Source organism: Pseudoalteromonas aliena, from assembly GCF_038155085.1.
GTDB classification, from domain to species: domain Bacteria; phylum Pseudomonadota; class Gammaproteobacteria; order Enterobacterales; family Alteromonadaceae; genus Pseudoalteromonas; species Pseudoalteromonas aliena_A.
The window spans coordinates 1-17258 of the sequence record NZ_JBAKAU010000007.1; the positions used below are offsets into that span (position 1 = coordinate 1).

At 38.6% G+C, this 17258-nt stretch carries 17 protein-coding genes and 1 pseudogene; 7 read left to right on the forward strand and 11 right to left on the reverse strand.

Annotated features, from left to right (window positions below):
• Positions 1-235: 235 nt before the first annotated feature.
• The 6 genes from V6260_RS08530 to V6260_RS08555 form a co-directional block, all read right to left on the reverse strand.
• Positions 236-625, reverse strand: coding sequence for a DUF6678 family protein (locus V6260_RS08530; protein WP_341593675.1), 390 nt, complete (start codon positions 623-625; stop codon positions 236-238).
• Positions 626-1095: 470 nt separating this feature from the next.
• Complete coding sequence (locus V6260_RS08535) at positions 1096-1374, reverse strand: peptidylprolyl isomerase (RefSeq protein WP_002959014.1); 279 nt, start codon at positions 1372-1374, stop codon at positions 1096-1098.
• A gap of 101 nt (positions 1375-1475) precedes the next feature.
• Positions 1476-1898: a thiol-disulfide oxidoreductase DCC family protein gene (locus V6260_RS08540; protein WP_341593676.1), complete on the reverse strand. Its 423-nt coding sequence runs from the start codon at positions 1896-1898 to the stop codon at positions 1476-1478.
• Positions 1899-1925: 27 nt separating this feature from the next.
• Entirely contained in the window at positions 1926-2453 is a 528-nt protein-coding gene (locus V6260_RS08545; RefSeq protein WP_341593677.1) for a response regulator transcription factor, read from the reverse strand.
• Positions 2450-3691: an ATP-binding protein gene (locus V6260_RS08550; protein WP_341593678.1), complete on the reverse strand. Its 1242-nt coding sequence runs from the start codon at positions 3689-3691 to the stop codon at positions 2450-2452. The genes V6260_RS08545 and V6260_RS08550 overlap by 4 nt, the downstream gene beginning before the upstream one ends.
• Before the next feature lie 61 nt (positions 3692-3752).
• A complete protein-coding gene (locus tag V6260_RS08555; protein WP_341593679.1) occupies positions 3753-4157 on the reverse strand; it encodes a DUF4440 domain-containing protein in 405 nt (134 codons plus the stop codon).
• A gap of 332 nt (positions 4158-4489) precedes the next feature.
• On the opposite strand from V6260_RS08555, the gene V6260_RS08560 reads away from it, so the two are divergent.
• Complete coding sequence (locus V6260_RS08560) at positions 4490-5569, forward strand: ketoacyl-ACP synthase III (RefSeq protein ID WP_341593680.1); 1080 nt, start codon at positions 4490-4492, stop codon at positions 5567-5569.
• 70 nt (positions 5570-5639) lie between these two features.
• A complete protein-coding gene (gene gloA2, locus V6260_RS08565; protein ID WP_341593681.1) occupies positions 5640-6026 on the forward strand; it encodes an SMU1112c/YaeR family gloxylase I-like metalloprotein in 387 nt (128 codons plus the stop codon).
• 34 nt (positions 6027-6060) lie between these two features.
• On the opposite strand, the gene V6260_RS08570 is transcribed toward gloA2, so the two are convergent.
• Complete coding sequence (locus V6260_RS08570; protein WP_341593682.1) at positions 6061-7425, reverse strand: leucyl aminopeptidase family protein; 1365 nt, start codon at positions 7423-7425, stop codon at positions 6061-6063.
• An 80-nt stretch (positions 7426-7505) separates the two neighbouring features.
• Entirely contained in the window at positions 7506-7928 is a 423-nt protein-coding gene (locus tag V6260_RS08575) for a hypothetical protein (protein WP_341593683.1), read from the reverse strand.
• 112 nt (positions 7929-8040) lie between these two features.
• Between V6260_RS08575 and V6260_RS19660 the strand changes: the two are divergent.
• From V6260_RS19660 to V6260_RS08585, 3 genes and pseudogenes are all read left to right on the forward strand, one after another.
• Positions 8041-8115: pseudogene (locus tag V6260_RS19660) on the forward strand (oxidoreductase-like domain-containing protein); the annotation flags it as partial.
• A 407-nt stretch (positions 8116-8522) separates the two neighbouring features.
• The gene (locus V6260_RS08580; protein WP_341593684.1) at positions 8523-11105 is read left to right on the forward strand and encodes a TonB-dependent receptor; all 2583 of its coding nucleotides are present in this window, start codon (positions 8523-8525) and stop codon (positions 11103-11105) included.
• 87 nt (positions 11106-11192) lie between these two features.
• Positions 11193-12626 carry a tetratricopeptide repeat-containing sulfotransferase family protein gene (locus V6260_RS08585; protein WP_341593685.1) on the forward strand — a complete coding sequence of 478 codons (1434 nt, stop codon included), beginning with the start codon at positions 11193-11195 and terminating at the stop codon, positions 12624-12626.
• A gap of 146 nt (positions 12627-12772) precedes the next feature.
• Here the strand turns inward: V6260_RS08585 and V6260_RS08590 are convergent, their stop codons facing one another.
• Positions 12773-13675 carry an alpha/beta fold hydrolase gene (locus V6260_RS08590; RefSeq protein WP_341593686.1) on the reverse strand — a complete coding sequence of 301 codons (903 nt, stop codon included), beginning with the start codon at positions 13673-13675 and terminating at the stop codon, positions 12773-12775.
• Positions 13676-13803: 128 nt separating this feature from the next.
• On the opposite strand from V6260_RS08590, the gene rlmF reads away from it, so the two are divergent.
• Positions 13804-14736, forward strand: coding sequence for a 23S rRNA (adenine(1618)-N(6))-methyltransferase RlmF (rlmF, locus tag V6260_RS08595; RefSeq protein ID WP_341593687.1), 933 nt, complete (start codon positions 13804-13806; stop codon positions 14734-14736).
• A 40-nt stretch (positions 14737-14776) separates the two neighbouring features.
• Entirely contained in the window at positions 14777-15781 is a 1005-nt protein-coding gene (gene ltaE, locus V6260_RS08600; protein ID WP_341593688.1) for a low-specificity L-threonine aldolase, read from the forward strand.
• Here ltaE and V6260_RS08605 read toward each other — a convergent pair.
• Both V6260_RS08605 and V6260_RS08610 read right to left on the reverse strand, forming a co-directional pair.
• Positions 15755-16348 carry a thymidine kinase gene (locus V6260_RS08605; protein WP_007582344.1) on the reverse strand — a complete coding sequence of 198 codons (594 nt, stop codon included), beginning with the start codon at positions 16346-16348 and terminating at the stop codon, positions 15755-15757. The genes ltaE and V6260_RS08605 overlap by 27 nt on opposite strands.
• A gap of 98 nt (positions 16349-16446) precedes the next feature.
• Positions 16447-17181, reverse strand: coding sequence for a transporter substrate-binding domain-containing protein (locus tag V6260_RS08610; protein ID WP_341593689.1), 735 nt, complete (start codon positions 17179-17181; stop codon positions 16447-16449).
• Positions 17182-17258 lie beyond the last annotated feature (77 nt).

Here is a 17258-nt window from a genome sequence, read left to right on the forward strand (position 1 = left end):
TAATAACCAACGAATATCAGCAAGATAACCGACGACATTACTTGCTTCATCCTATGTATTAACTCGCTCTAATTCGAGCTAAAGTAATTATGGCTTAAAAAGTTAAGCAAGGATCAGTGTGTTTAACTTGACAGTGGGAGTCATACCAACGCCTCATTCAGAGGCTAAAAATTGTTGGCCAAAATAGCGAGGCACGAGCAACGGCCAGCTGTTTTTAGTCCTTTGCAATGACTTGTTATACGAATACTGGCACATTACCTGAAGCATAGTAACCCCATACACGGTACATCCCATTTTCAATAGAGTAAGGGATATTATTCTGACTCAGTATTTCCAAAACATGAGTAGATAAATCTATTTCTTTGTCTGGAACTAAGCCACCAATACGTATTTTTTTAATTGGATCGATATCAATCCATTCAAACAATGTGCAATTGTGATTTTCAAAGTTCCAATCCATCAAAGAGTAACCTGTTGGTTCGTCCTCAAATAAGAATTTAACACGTACACAAGGTTCTTTATCTTCGTTAGCCTCAATCGCTACACCCAACTTATTCCATTTCGTATTATTCATTACCGAAACGTAATTATTTTCATCAATAAACTTAAATATATCTTGGTGCATAATCTATTCGTATAACAATTTTGTCTACGACATTTGTCGTTTTATAAACCGACAAATGTCCATATATTACAATGCGTTTATCTTAACCATCAAATAAACACCTGTAAACAATTAGTTAACTCCAATACTTTTTAAGTTAGTGTAAAAATACACCGTAATGGTGGAGATCAGTAATATTAGACAAAACAACAAGAGCTGTTTATTTATACAGTTATTTTATTAAGAAGAAAATTAAGATTACACCCATCCTAATTCTTAGTTCGTCAAAGTGTAAAGTTTAGGATAGGTGATGAGATGGACGCTCCCCAAGACACGCCAATTCGCCAAACTAAATTAAGCAAGACAGGCACCTTCATTGAACAAGCAAAGCTATCCCAATTAAGATGGGAGTCACGTTAATTTGAATTTGCTTTTCGGACCCATTGAAGACTTCCTAGAGAAATTAAGAAGTAAAAATTTTGGTTTAATAATTAAGTACGATAAAGCACTTTAATTACATGCCAGCCGAATTTAGTTTTAACTAGGTGGGGTTCTAAAATTGCACCTTTAAATGCAATTTTGTCAAACTGTGGGACCATTTGTCCGCGTCTAAATTCACCTAAGTCACCGCCTTTTTTGCCCGATGGGCATGAGGAATACTTTTTAGCTAAGGTTTGAAACTTTGCACCTTTACCTAATTGCTTAATAATATCTTCTGCAATCTCTTTGTGCTTAACCAAAATGTGGAGTGCATGTGCTGTGTTTGCCATGAAAAAGCCTTTTATACCGTTAGCTAAAATTAAACGCGGCGATTTTAACACAACCCCATAAACCTAGCATCTACTTATACTGCAGTGTATTAACGGCTAATTTATAAATAATGTTTAGCATCATCTGGGTTGGGTATTCTGCAATACTGATATTTGCCAAATAACGTATAGCGGTTTAAAGCAACCCTATCGTATAACCATTTATTAAACCTATTTGGCAAAATACTAAATACAGTTGCTAGCTTGTATGGGTAACCAAGTTGCTTAACAACGTTAAAAAAAGCATGACTTTGTGTAAATGCTTTACCGTTTTCTAGGTAAACCATTGAGGCATATTCAGTTGTTGAAAAACCAAAATGCGTTAATAGCAATTCCCCTTTTGGAGATTGCACGCTGCATAGTTTAAAAATGATATTTGTATCGTGAGTAATAATAAAATTACACCACGCGCTGCACAGCTTACATTGCGCATCAAATAATATAATTTTTTGGTTTTGCATTAATTTAGCTGCATCATCGCTCATAACACTTTCCTTAAATTAAGTACTAAATTACTGCTGCACCGGCTTTTTTTGTAACTTGCGCTGCAAAGTACGTCTATGCATATTAAGTTGCCTTGCGGTAACCGACACATTGCCATTATTACTGTGTAATACTTGTTGAATATGCTCCCACTCTAAGCGCTCCGGCGACATAACCGCATCATCAATAACACTCGATGCCGATGCCACAGGCTCGGTGTTAAGCGCTTTTAATAATGTTGCCATATCAACCGGTTTAGTAAGGTAGTCGTTTGCGCCTAAACGCATTGCCTCTACTGCGGTTGCAATACTTGCAAACCCAGTTAGTAAAACAATATGAGTTTGGGGGAGCAAACTACGCAGCGGCTTTATGAGTGCAAGTCCGTTATCGTCACCTAGTTTCATGTCTAATAAAACAAAGTCGGGCAATAGTTTACGCGCACTAAGTAACGCATCACTTTGGTCATGCGCCATCTCACAGGTAAAGCCTTGTTTAGTTAAGCGCCTTGTCAGTGTGCTGGCTAAATTAATGTCGTCTTCAATTATAAGTAACTTCATGAGGCGTTATTCTCAGTGTTTACAATAGCGAGTTTAACTTTGGCAACAGCGCCGCCATCAGCATGGTTAAACAAGGTAAGTGAGCCATTTAAACGCTCAAAAGTAACGTTTGATAAAAGCACAGCAAGCCCCATCCCCTGTTCGCTTGGCATAAGTTGCCCGCCCAGCTCTGCTAATTGCGATGATGAAAAGCCACTGCCAAAATCACGAATTAACAAGTAAACGCATTCACTATGTAAGTTATCTTGCTGCCAACTCAGCTCTAATTGAGTTTGACCTTGTTTTTGATTAGCGAGCGCAGCGTTTTGCAATAAATTTAAAATAGCAGGCAATAACATCGCATCACTTATTAATGTTGCTGCAATAGGTGGCGTAATCCATTTAATGTGCTGATCTGGGTATTGCAGTAAAAGCGTGTCTGTAATTTGTGTTTGTAGTTGCTTTACAGTGGTATGCTCTTGCGAATTTTTAAGGCGTAATTGCTCTGAGAGTTTTCTAAAGTCGTTAAGCTGTGTACTGCACTGAGTAAGCGGCGCTAGCATGTGCTTAACAATAGGGTTGTTTGGTTGATCTTCTAATAACTCTTCAAACAATAGCTGTAAATTTGCTATAGGGGTCGCAAGTTGATGGGTTATTTGCGCAGCAGCGCCATCAAGGGTAACAAGCTGTTCATTACGCAATTGTTTTTCACGCACGTTTGCAATAATTCGCTCTCGCTCTTTAAGTGCCCTGCTCATTGCGCCAATAACAAGTGCGATTACACTAGCACTTAAAACAAAATTGACCCACATGCCAATAAAGTGACCACTCATATTCATTTGATGCATACTGTGATCGGGCATCTTTATCAGTAAAAAACTGTATGCGGCAATGGCAAGTACTGCAATATAAGCTAATCCTTTTTCTCGCAGCGTAACAGCAGCTATCATTATTGGGAGCAATAACAGTGATACAAATGCATTAGTTGCACCGCCGCTTAGCGACAGCAAAACCGTTAAAAATAATACATCAGCGGTTAACTGCATCAACATACCCAAAGGTTTAGCGCGGCTCACATTACGATAGGCAAACAGGCTAATAAGCTGAAACACAGCCTCAATAGCAATAACAATCAGTAAAGGCAGTAATGCGATTTGGTGCTCTAGTAAAAAATAAACGCTAAGCACCGCGATTAATTGCACCGCAATAGCGCCGCTTCGCAGCATTAATAGTCGACTAATAGTGGGGTCGGTTTGCATTAACAAGAGGTAATTGCCCAATTAAATGTTTAATAAGGTTATTTTAACGGTTATGTGATTTTTAATCATCATCCATCGAAATTGAAAACGGTGCACAAGGTGTTCCTTGATGAAACACCATTTGCCATTGTTCATTACTTTTCCGCCAAAGCGACATACGCAATGAATAATTAAATTCACTGCGAGCAGAGCGCCTAAAAGCAGCTTGGTAACTAAGTTGCACTAGATTATCGCTCAGCATTCGGCCCTTAAAATGCTGATTATAAAACTGTGGCACAACCTCGGTAGGTAAGCGGGTAAGTACTTGGTATTTATTAAATGTAGTGCCGTTGGCAGCAATTTCGATAAATTCATCATCGAGTAAAGCATCTAATGCGCGCTCAGATTGGCGAATTTCTGGGTCTAATAACTGTCGCTCAGCGTCAATCAAATGATTAAACAACGACACTTTTATTTTGCTGCTCATAACCTTCCTTATTGTTTATAAACTGACTTTGTTCTTATAACCTATGACACCATAAAAATAAGCAAACTTTTCGACAATACGCTATTAAAATTAATAATATTTGTTTACTTGAGAGCACTTAATCGGCTACTTTTTATTGTAAGCATCGTTAATAACCCACATATTACTATTGTACTCCTGCTTGTTCTTTTTTAAATCAACTTATATGTAATTCTCTTTTAATTACCAGTAATTACAAGCCAAAACACCTTATAAACTGGTCTTGAATGGCAATTTTTGATATAACGTCTCCATTAAGTAAAACATGTCAGACCACCTTAAGAGAAAACATTATGTCTTACGCACATATCACTGGCTGGGGTAAATGCATCCCACCAGCAAGCATTAGCAACGATGAAATTAGCGAAATAGTTGATACTAACGATGAGTGGATCACCACACGTACTGGTATCAAGTCGCGTAGAGTGAGTCACGTAAGCACTGCCGAACTTGCAACTATTGCAGCTAAACATGCCATAGCGTGTGCGGGCATTGATGCAAAAGATATAGACTTAGTAATATTAGCAACCTGTACACCTTCTACTGTTGTGGCAAATACGGCATCGCAAGTGCAAAAAAACATTGGTGCAACAGGCGCTGCCGCCATGGATACAAACGCGGCATGTTCGGGCTTTTTATATGCGTTGCAAGCTGCAACAGCACAAATAAAAGCAGGGATGATCAAAAAGGCAGTGGTAATTGCCGCTGAGCGTATGACCTGGTATGTAAACTGGGCACGTCGCGATAGTGCTGTTTTATTTGGGGATGGTGCAGGTGCAGTAGTACTAGAAGCCGCTGATACGCCAGCAGGCTTATTAGGCACAAAAATAGGCTGCGATAGTGAAGACCGCGATATTTTACACATCACCAACTTTGGTAGCGATTTAAACAAATATGAACCAATTGGTCCATCTGATTTATTATTTGAAGGTCGTGAGATTTTCAAACGTGCTGTTAAAGGCATGAGCGAAGCGTGCGACGATGTACTTAAACAAGCCGATTTGAGCCTTGATGACATTAATGTACTCGTTCCACACCAAGCTAACTTACGTATTATTCAGGCAATTCAGCATCGCTTAAAAGTGCCTGACGAAAAAGTAATGGTTAACATTGGTGAGTATGGAAATACCTCTGCTGCGACTATTGCTATTGCGTTATGTGAAGCGGTTGAGCAAGGGTTAATTAAACCGCATTCAAATATTATGTCTGCTGCATTTGGTGCAGGCCTTACGTGGGCTGCAAGTTATATAAAATGGGGCGAACGTGTAACACCTATTAGTGTAAGTGATGCTGCTTTACCACCATGTGATAAAACTGGTTTAGAGCTTGTAGCACCAGCTGTTAAAGCATGTAAAGAAGCCGAGCCAAGCTAACATAAGATGTAATAAGTCACATATAAAACGCACTTATTTAAGTGCGTTTTTGCTTTTTAAGGAATTAAATTTGAAACTTTTAGGTATTCATCACGCAGCGATTATTTGTAGTGACTATGCACGCTCTAAACTCTTTTATAGCAATGTACTTAAACTTAATATTATTAATGAACACTTTAGAGCTGATCGTAATTCATATAAATTAGATTTAGCCATGCCCGATGGTAGCCAAATAGAGCTATTTTCGTTTGATGGAGCGCCTGTAAGACCAAGCTATCCCGAAGCACAAGGCTTAAGACATTTAGCTTTTACGGTAGCAGATGTACAGGTTGCAAAAACGTATTTAGAGTCGTGCGACGTAAATGTTGAGGATATTAGAGTGGATGAAATAACCGGCAAAAAGTTTACCTTTTTTGCCGATCCAGATAATTTACCACTTGAGCTTTATGAGGCTTAAAGCTCAAGTTATTTCTCACTATTGAATAAAAAACTTACTTATTAAAACGATTTTTTAGGTAATTAAACACCGCGCGAATACCTAACGCTTCACCACCCGTTGGACGACCTGGTAATGCACGTAAGTTCCATGCCATTACATCAAAATGTACCCATGGAGTGGTTGGCTCTACAAATTCTTTTAAATAAAGCGCTGCAGTAATAGCACCACCAAATGGTGTGCTTGCACAGTTTGCCATATCAGCTACATCGCTCTTTAAGAAGCTTTTGTACTGATCAAATAAAGGTAATTGCCAAACCGGATCACTTACGTCCATTCCTGCATCAATAATACCATTTGCTACATCGCGCTCTGTTGAGAAAAAACCCGGAAGCTCAGTGCCTAACGCAACACGACATGCCCCCGTGAGAGTAGCAAAATCAATAATTAACTCAGGTTTATCGTTTTGTGCTTCGCTTAATGCATCACACAATACTAAGCGACCTTCAGCGTCTGTATTATCAATTTCGACCATAATGCCTTTGCGTGTTTTAATAACATCGCCTGGGCGAAATGCATTGCGCGATACTGCATTTTCAACAGCTGGTACAAGCACTCGTAACCTAATTGGTAAGTTAGCTGCCATTATAAGCTGTGCTAGTGCAATAACATGCGCTGCGCCGCCCATGTCTTTTTTCATGTTACGCATGCCTGAACTTGGTTTTAAATCAAGCCCGCCTGAGTCAAAACATACGCCCTTACCTACAAGTGTAATTAATGGAGCATCTGTTGCCCCCCATTTTAAATCGAGTAAACGCGGTTTATTTTCGCTTGCACGACCTACCATATGTATTGTTGGGTAGTTTTGCTCTAGTAATTCATCGCCAATCCACTGGGTAAACTCGCCATTGTAAGTTGCAGCTAAATCTTCCATAACTTGCGATAAATGTTGCGGCATCATATCAACCGCTGGGGTATTTACTAAATCACGTGCAAGTGTAATGGCATCAGCTTGTTGGCTAATGCGTTCATATAACGCTTTATCGCTAATGGCTAATTGTGCCTTTGCTGTTGGTTTTTCTTTATATTCACTAAATTCGTAACCGCCAAGTACAAACCCTAAAGCAACCTGTTCTACAAAAGCGCTCTCGCCTTGAATTTGATAAGTACCTGTAGGAAGTGTATTAGCTAAATTACCCGCAGCCCAAAAGTCATCGCTGCTTTGCATTAAACAAAATGCCTGACTTAACTCTCCTGTTTTAGCATCAGGGATTAAAGCAATGCCTTGCTTTTCAAAACCTGTATTAGTTAACCAATTTTGTATAAATGCAGGCTGCTGTGCGTGCCAGTCAGTTAACTCGTTTTTAAGAATAAAAGATAAAGGAATACCAGAAGAAGTATGACGAAGTAATGCACTCATTAAATAGCTCATATAATAAAAAATGGTAATTAAGCATATCAATAAGCCTAGCTAAAAGGTATAGCTAATTTGAAAGGGTTTTACTCTTTATTTGGCGCTTTAGTATGTTGTTTTAAATCTTCTTTAATAATTTCGGTATCAAGCTCTTTAACGGGTTTGTTCATGTTAAATGAGCTTGGTAGCACATCTACGCCAACTAAAGTGCCAAGCCTTACAACTAAAGGTATAGTAATGGGCGCAAAAGGTAGCAATGCAAACACACCCAAGCCAAGTCCTTTTAATATATCTACAAATTGCTCATTGGCGCGTTTTAATTCTTCTTTACTCGTTTGCCCTTGAGTATAGCGCCTGTAAATAGAAAGCATTTCTTTGGTTTCTTGTTTTTCTTGGGCAAGTGCGATTTTAAGCGCCACCATAGCACGACGAAAACGCAGCTGTTGGCGTTTCTTACTAATTTTAACTACCCGCCAAGGTGCACGGTGAATAACTTTATATAATCGCATAACTTTTATTTTCACACAGCAACACGGGTTCACAAAGAATAATTTACTTACAACACTCTTTAACTTACCCTTTGCACCAAATTAGTATTAAATACATACAAAAGTGTAGAGTATGACGAATCAACTACCGCGAAAACCTGAAAAACCAAAATCTGATGAATGTTGTGGCGGTAGCAGTTGCTGTCCCTGAGTATGGGATGAATACAAAGAAAAATTAGCAGCTTGGCGTCACACAAAAAAACATTGAAAGCCCCACAAAAAAGAAACAAATAAATAACATTTAAATGCGATTAGCGCATTAATATTCCCTTTAAAAGCCTTATTTGCACTTATTTAGTTCATTTTAGTTTTACTTTGCACCACTGTTGCATTTTTTCTTAAATTGAATCTTTTTGTTATCAAACGGTTAATTAGTAATTGCCCTTCCTGTTTTTTACCTATAGTCTGTAGATAGGACATCACAAAAAGTAAGCTTAATTGATTAGGCTTTTGAGCTAAAACCTCAAACTTATGTGAAACCAAAAAATCAATGAAAAACTAATGATGTAAAATGAACATCAAAAGTAATAATTATTCTGACTGGGGAAAATTGGAATGAAATTAAAAAATAATGCGCTAAATCAGGCAATAAAATTTGCTTTAGCTACAACAACCACTGCAGGGTTGTTTATTTCTGGTTCAGCTATTGCAGCAGACGAACCACAAACTAAAGTAAATAAAAACGTAGAGAAAATTGCCGTAGTAGGTACTCGCTCTGCTCCACGTTCAATCGGTGACTCACCGGTTCCAATCGATATTATTGGCGGCGAAGAGCTTGAAAAGTCAGGCAACACTGACATGCTTGAGCTTTTAAAAGGTTCTGTACCATCGTTTAACGTACACCAAAACCCTATTAGTGATGCGGCCTCTCTTGTTCGCCCAGCTAACTTACGTGGCTTACCATCAGACAGCACATTGGTTCTTTTAAACGGCAAACGTCGTCACCGCGCTTCTGTAATTGCATTTTTGGGCGGTGGTATTAACGATGGCGCGCAAGGCGCAGATATCTCAGTTATTCCAAGCATTGCTATTAAACAAGTAGAAGTACTTCGTGATGGCGCGGCTGCGCAATATGGTTCTGATGCAATTGCCGGTGTAATGAACTTTCAACTAAAAGACGCCTCAGAAGGTGGTAAATTAGAAGTTCGCCATGGGCAGTACTATGAAGGTGATGGTGATACAACTCAAATATCAGGTAATGTAGGTCTACCATTTACTGACAATGGGTTTGCTAATTTAAGCTTCCAGTACAAAACAGCTGATGCAACAAGCCGTTCAGTTCAGCGTCCGGATGCTGCCGGATTGGCTGCAGCTGGAGTTCCTGATGTATCTCCTTTAGCACAAGTTTGGGGTGCGCCAGAGGTAGATGACGACATTACAATTTTTGGTAATGTCGGTTTAGAGCTAACAAACGACTCAGAATTTTACATGTTCGGTAACTACTCTGAGCGTGATATACGTGGTGGATTTTATTATCGTAATCCACATACGCGTTCTGGTGTGTATTCAAATGATGATGGTGAAACATTACTCGTCGCTGATTTAACTGATGACATGAGTGGTAATTGTCCAACTATCGCAATAACAGATGGCAACGTACTAGATGATCCTGCTTACGTAAATGGTGTAGCAAACAATCCAGATTGTTTTGCCTTTAACGAAATGCTTCCAGGTGGCTTTACACCAAATTTTGGCGGTAATATTACCGACACCTCTTTAACAATTGGTACCAAAGGTGAATTTACTGACGGTTTCTTAAAAGGTGCCTTCTATGACCTAAGTGGAACAGTCGGCCTGAACGAATCACGCTATTTTATCTATAATACAGTAAATGCATCTTTAGGCCCTGACTCTCCTCGTGATTTCAGTCCTGGTAAATATGAACAGCTTGAAAAAAACTTTAATTTTGATCTATCAAAAGGTTTTGATTTAGGCCTTGCTTACGATGTAAACGTGGCCGGCGGATTAGAGTGGCACGAAGAAACATTTACAATTATAGCTGGCGATGAAGCATCATATACAGCAGGTCCTTTAACAGAGCAAGGTTTTGGTATTGGTTCTAATGGCTTTCCTGGCTTTAAACCATCTCAAGCTGGTGAGTTTTCTCGCCGTAACTATGCTGCCTTTGTAGATATTGAAGCCCCTTTTACTGAAGATTTTCTGATGGGGTTAGCCGTTCGTTTTGAAGATTATGACAGCTTTGGCACAACAACAAACTACAAGGTTATGGCACAATACCATGTTACGGAAGATTTAAATGTACGCGGTTCTGTAAGTACTGGTTTCCGTGCACCTACTGTTGGTCAAGCCAATGTAAGTAATGTACAAACAAATCTTAGTGACGGTGTACTAAGGGATTCAGCATTATTACCACCAACAAACCCTGTTGCAGTGCAACTAGGCGGTACAGAACTTGAGCCCGAAGAGTCTCAAAGTTATACATTCGGTGCTGTTTATACTATTGGTGACCTTTTCTTAACGGTTGATTATTATAACATTCAAGTAGATGACCGCATTAGCCAATCTGAAAAAATCACACTCAGCCAGACAGATAAAGACGCTCTTTCAGCTGCTGGAGTACCAAACGTTGAGGGCCTCGCACAAGTAAGCTTCTTCACTAATGACTTTGATACAACAACTCAAGGTGTTGATGTTGTAGCTAACTACACTGCTGACATTTTAGGTGGTAGCTCTACATTTAGTCTTGCGTATAACTGGAATGAAACTGAAGTAACTAAATTTAGTGACATTACTGGTGAATTTAAAGTTAAACGCCTAGAAGAAGATTTACCTAACCATCGTGCAACATTCACTTGGGCACAACAATGGGAATCAGTTTCTGCATTTGCTCGAGCAAACTACTACGGTGAATATCAAGGTGTTCACGTTGATTACGATGCAACGGCAAAAACAGCTGATGCGGCAGTGACAATTGATGCTGAAATTACATACTTCTTAAATGAGTCGGTTAGCTTCTCGGTAGGTGCGCAAAACATCTTTGACCAAGATGCTGAAAAGCTTGATTTTGAAGACAGCACAGGTATTCCTAACAACAACTGGGGCGGTCAGTACTACGAGACATCTCCATACGGAATCAACGGTGGCTTTTACTACGCAAAAGCAACCTATACTTTTTAATAGTTTTTCATGATAAACCAAGGCGAAATGTTAAGACATTTCGCCTTTTTTATTTTATATTAAATAAAAAAATAATAATGTTTTAATATGCTAATTGATAAAGCTAACCAGTTACTTGAACAAAATAAGCTCAAAGAAGCTGAGTTTCATTTTAAAACACTACTACAAAGCAATCCCGAAAATGGTAAAGCCTTATTCGGCTTAGGCAGGATCGCATTAAGATTGGGGAGGTTTGATGCAGCTGTATACTTATTGCAAAAGGCCTGTGAACGCTTACCACATATGCTTGAGCCATTACATGCACTTGCTGATGCGTTTAATGGTATTAATTCACCAGATGATGCATTAACCGTACTTGAATACGCAAAAAAGTTAGCAAGCCATAACCCTGACCCCCATTATTACCTCGCTCAGCACTACTTAACTCATGGCGAGTTAGATAAAGCACATACAACATTTGCTCATGCGCTAAGCATGGGGATATACCCTGTAACAGCCTATATTTTATTTGAACTTGTGCAATTAGGTCGCTTTGATAAAGAACATAATTATGTAAGTAACCTACACCACTTATTAACTAAAACGAGTAATTTACGTTTAAAAATGGTGTGTTACTACGCATTAGCAAACAGTTACGATGCACTTGAGGATACCGACCAAGCCTTTAATTACTTTATATTAGCGAATAAATTACAAAAAAAATTAAGTGAATTTAACACTAAAAATTTAATCCCTTTTTACGAGGAAATAATAAAATACAACACCGAGGAATTTATTACCTCTGCCGATAAAACGTTTACAGGTAATATCACGCCTGTATTTATTATTGGTATGCCACGAAGTGGCTCTACACTTCTGGAGCAAATGTTGGCAAGCCATAGTCAGTTTTCGAGCCTGGGAGAGAGTACGAGTATTAGTAATAACGCAGTTGCTTTTATCGAACAAAAAACAGGAGTTACTTACCCGCAATGTTTATCGCATTTAACGCCGGATTTAATCAAAAAAGCCCGCGAGCTTTATATCACAACATTAAAAACAGCATCGCCCATAAGACCTTTTATAATAAATAAACTGCCGAGTAATTATCAGTCGCTCGGACTTATATATATTCTATTTCCAAATGCTAAATTTATAAATTTAAGTCGTGATTTTAATGCCACCGCATTTTCTGTCTTCACTAATTACTTTGCTGAAAACGAGCCTTATTTTTGCTCACTATCTGAGTTTAAGCTTTATCATAGCTTGTATGAAAAACTAATGGGGCATTGGCACTCCTTTAAAGAGGTGCCCATTTATGATGTCAATTATGAAGATTTAGTGGATAGCCCAAAAGAGCAGCTAACGCTGTTACTTGGCTTTTTAAACTGTAGTTTTGAAGAGCGCTGTTTAGCGTTTCATAAACAAAAAACACCGGTCACCACCTTGAGTAAACATGCTATTCGCCAACCTATTAATAATGCCGCAATCGCTAAGTGGGAGCGTTACAAAACACCTCTTCTAAAGTTACTTGGTGAGAATTAATTAGGCCTGTTTATCTTTCGAGGTTAAATTTGCAGCAGGCTGTTTGGTATTTAAGCAAGGCCTAGCCCACTAGGTTACAAACTTCGCGCCGCCATTAAATCTTCCTTGGATTGAACAAATTTCAATCCTGAAAGGTCAACAGGCCCTTACGGATACGCTTTAAACCAATTAAGTAAATCTTTAAATTGATCATCACGCGCACTCGGATGGGTGAGCATATTAATGTGGTCGTAATCAAAATTATGTCCGTGTTTACGACCGTAAATTTGCATTTTTTGAATGCCTGCCCCCGATTCATCCATAAATTTTTGAATATCGATTGGTTGCGCTAATGCTTTATCTTTTACCGCAGCAATATGAAGCGTTGGCGGTAAATGCAGGTTGTTTAGCGCTTTTGCATAATCAAAATTATCATCAGAATCTATCCATGGCTTCTTTTTAGCCCACTGCATACTTTGAGAATGCGACTTTTGAGTTTCGTTATCGCTTCCCCACTTATAACCTTTAGCATTTAAATAGCCATGTGTTTTAGCAAGTAAAGGTGCCATAAAATACCAAATTAAATTGGCTTGTAATAATTTTTGAGGGTGATTATTAAATAGAGAACGCTTAGAGCCAAAATACACACACGCTTTTACATCGTTAATATACTCTGGAAAACGTGCAAACGCGCTGTTCATCAATACCCCGCCCCAAGAGTGAGCAACCCAGTAGTCTGGCTTTTTGCCTTCAATCAACTCTATTTGCTTAATAAAGGCAGGGATGTCTTCTAGGATAGACTCAGTTTGTCCATATTCGGACTCGCTCGAAATAATTGGCTTGCTATCACCTCGGCCACGTAAATCAGCCACATAACACCTATACCCATACTCAGCCAAAAAAGGGGCAAGTCCTTTATTAGAGTGCGTGTAAAAAATCTTACCGTTTTCTATTGCTCCATGCATAAAAAATACGATAGGCCCTTGCTGATCTTCATCGCTAATACGGCGTAAATGAAGAGTTTGCTGAGAGTCTAAATCAACTGTTATTGATTGCTGAGAAATTGCCACAGTTATTCCTTTTTATTATTTTTAACTCATCCTACCAGTAATGTTAAATATACAAAAGGAAATGTCTGCACTTTACCCACTCGCATTTGTTACACTTACGTCATTATATCTGTTGTTAAAATGAAGCCATGAAAGAAAATAAAGCACGTTCAAAATTACACCCTCGTAACCTACATAAAAATGGGTACAACTTCGATTTATTAACAACAGAGCATCCGACTCTACAGCCCTTTGTTATAACCACACCAGCAGGGACTAAAAGCATTGATTTTAGTGATAACAAGGCCGTTAAAACACTTAATCAAGCTCTTTTAAAAGCACATTATAATATTGGTTTTTGGGATATACCTGAACATAATTTATGTCCACCTATACCTGGGCGTGTTGACTACATTCATTACTTAGCCGACTTATTAAGTCATGATAACCAACAACAAATACCTATAGGTAAGCAAATTAAAGTGCTCGATATTGGCACTGGTGCTAACTTAGTTTATCCGCTTACTGGTACAAGTGAATATAAGTGGCATTTTACCGGGACTGATATTGATGCAGCATCAGTAAAAATAGCAAAGCAAATTGCTCAGTTTAATGGTTTAAAAATAACCTTAAAACAACAAAAAAACGCATCACATATTTTTAAAGGCGTTATTAATCAAAAAGATCTATACCATTTAACGCTCTGTAACCCCCCGTTTCATGTAAGTGAAGAAGAGGCAAGCAAAGGCAGTGAACGTAAATGGAAAAACTTAGGAAAAACACCAAGTAGCACACTTAACTTTGGTGGCCATCATAATGAATTATGGTGTGAAGGCGGTGAAGTACAGTTTATCTCTAACATGATTAAAGAAAGTGAAGACTTTGCAGAGCAAGTACTGTGGTTTACGTCACTAGTCTCTAAAAAAGATAATATTGCAGCCCTTGAAGAAGTATTAAAAGCTCACCCAATAGCACAATATAAAATAGTTGATATGGCACAGGGGCAAAAAATTAGCCGCTTTATTGCATGGAGCTACTTTGATAAAGAAACCCGTGAACAAATATGTAGCGAGCTGACTTAATACCAACTTTATTAAAAACAATAAAAAGGATAAGGCAATCATGATAGATTTTCGCTCTGATACGGTTACAAAGCCAACAAAAGAAATGCGCGATATAATGTACAGCGCACCGGTTGGTGACGATGTATATGGTGATGATGAAAGCGTTAACCAACTAGAAGCCTATGCGTGTAAGCGTTTTAACTTTGAAGCCGCACTTTATTGTAGCTCAGGTACACAAGCCAACTTACTTGCAATAATGGCGCATTGTGAGCGAGGTGACGAATACATTTGTGGGCAAAATGCGCATAACTATAAATTTGAAGGTGGCGGCGCAGCTGTATTAGGATCTGTGCAACCACAGCCTATCGAAAACGAAGCTGATGGCAGCATCCCTTTTAGTAAAATAGCGGCGGCTATAAAACCAGACGATTGCCATTTTGCTAAAACGCGATTGCTCAGCCTCGAAAACACCATTGGCGGAAAAGTACTCCCACTTGAGTACTTAGTCCAAGCACGTGATTTTGTTAATACGCATAATTTAGCGCTGCACTTAGACGGCGCACGGGCATTTAATGCAGCTGTTGAGCTAAAAGTTGATATAACTGAAATCACAAAGCATTTTGATTCTATTTCTATTTGTTTATCAAAAGGTTTGGGGGCGCCTGTAGGCTCTTTATTATTAGGCTCACCCGCACTTATTAATAAAGCAAGGCGCTGGAGAAAAGTACTTGGTGGTGGAATGCGCCAAGCCGGAATGCTTGCAGCCGCTGGGCAGTTTGCACTTGAGCACAATATAGAGCGCTTAAAAGACGATCATGAAAATGCACGTTATCTGGCTCAACAATTAAGTGAAATCAGTGGTTTTACTGTCGATATGAGTAACACCACTAATATGGTTTACGCAACATACGCTGGTAATATCAATATTGAAGAGATTGCTGAGGCACTTAAACAACAAGGTATATTATTTAGCCCAAGCAAGCAGCTTAGGCTAGTAACGCACTTAGATATTACCCGCGAAGATATTGATACATTTTTAAATGCTTTGTCGGCCCATATTTAACGCGGCTTTATAATGTTTGCGGCATACCGAAACATATCGGTCATTGCCGCCAATTTCTACTTGGTTACCATCGGCTATTGCTTCGCCATTTTCATCGGTACGCAGTACATGGTTAGCTTTACGCCCACAGTGGCAAACAGTTTTAAGCTCAACTAACTTATCAGCCCACGCAAGCAAATATTGCGACCCTATAAATAACTCGCCTCTAAAGTCGTTACGCAAGCCATAACACAGTACCGGTATACCGAGTTCATCAACCACATCTGTTAATTGCATTACTTGTTCTTTTGATAAAAATTGGCACTCGTCAACTAACACACAATGGCGCTTTTTATCATTATTGAGTGATTGAATAAGATCAAAAACATCTTTACTAGCATCAAATACATGCGCATCAGCTTGCAAACCAATACGAGACGATACTTTACCCACGCCTTGTCTATCATCAATGGCAGCAGTCAGGATCACAGGTTCCATGCCACGTTCTTTATAATTAAATGCAGATTGTAATAACGTGGTTGATTTACCTGCATTCATTGCAGAGTAGTAAAAGTATAATTGAGCCATTGCGGTGCCATTTTATAAAAAGTGCGCTTATGCTACCTTAATATGCCATTAATACCAATTTCATATCATCTTTAACTTAGCTATTACTCAAAGGCTTGTTAGTATTTTACATAAACAGATGCGCTATCAAACCTAGATAACCATTGCCACATCTCTAAGCTTAAAGCGTTGTTTTTATTGTAAAAACATTTGGAAAAAATAAGATAGCCATTTGTGGTTTCGTAAGGAGGATAAATGGCTTTAACATTTTTACTATGCGGGTAGCTCGATACGTTTAAATCATCTACTTTGCATAAATCAACACTGGCTTGAACTACTCCCTTATCAAGGAGCTCAAATGCTTTAGCTTTAGAAAACGTATTATGAATAAATAAGAGTTCATCCTTCAAGGTGCTATTAAGGCCATAGCCATTAGGTATAGCAACAGTAAATGCTTTATTTTGAAAAACTTCGCGAGAGCGCCACTCTTTATGAAACTTAGAGCTACCAATTAAGCAACTACTAAAGCGACTCACAGCAAATTGCGTTTGTAATTCGCCTTTTTCATTAAATGGATAAGCCGCAATTCGCTCACGGCCAGGGCGGTAACTTGCAATAACCGCATCTACTTTATTAAACTCAAGATCGTTTAAACATCTGCGCCAAGGCTTTCTTACAAATGCAACGTTTACACCGTCTAATTCAGCATCTAGTTTACGAAGTACTTCTATAGAGGCGCCCGGTTGATCTATTGGAACTTCTTGTCCTACACCTAAAAACATAGGCGCTGCATCTTTATCTTCGTAACAAAATAAAAGCGTTTGAGGATTAGCAAAAACCGCTGAAGAAAACATTAATATTATGATAAATAAATAATTTAAGCTGCTGACACTCATAATAATTTTTATTAGTTAAATAATCTTAAATTGTA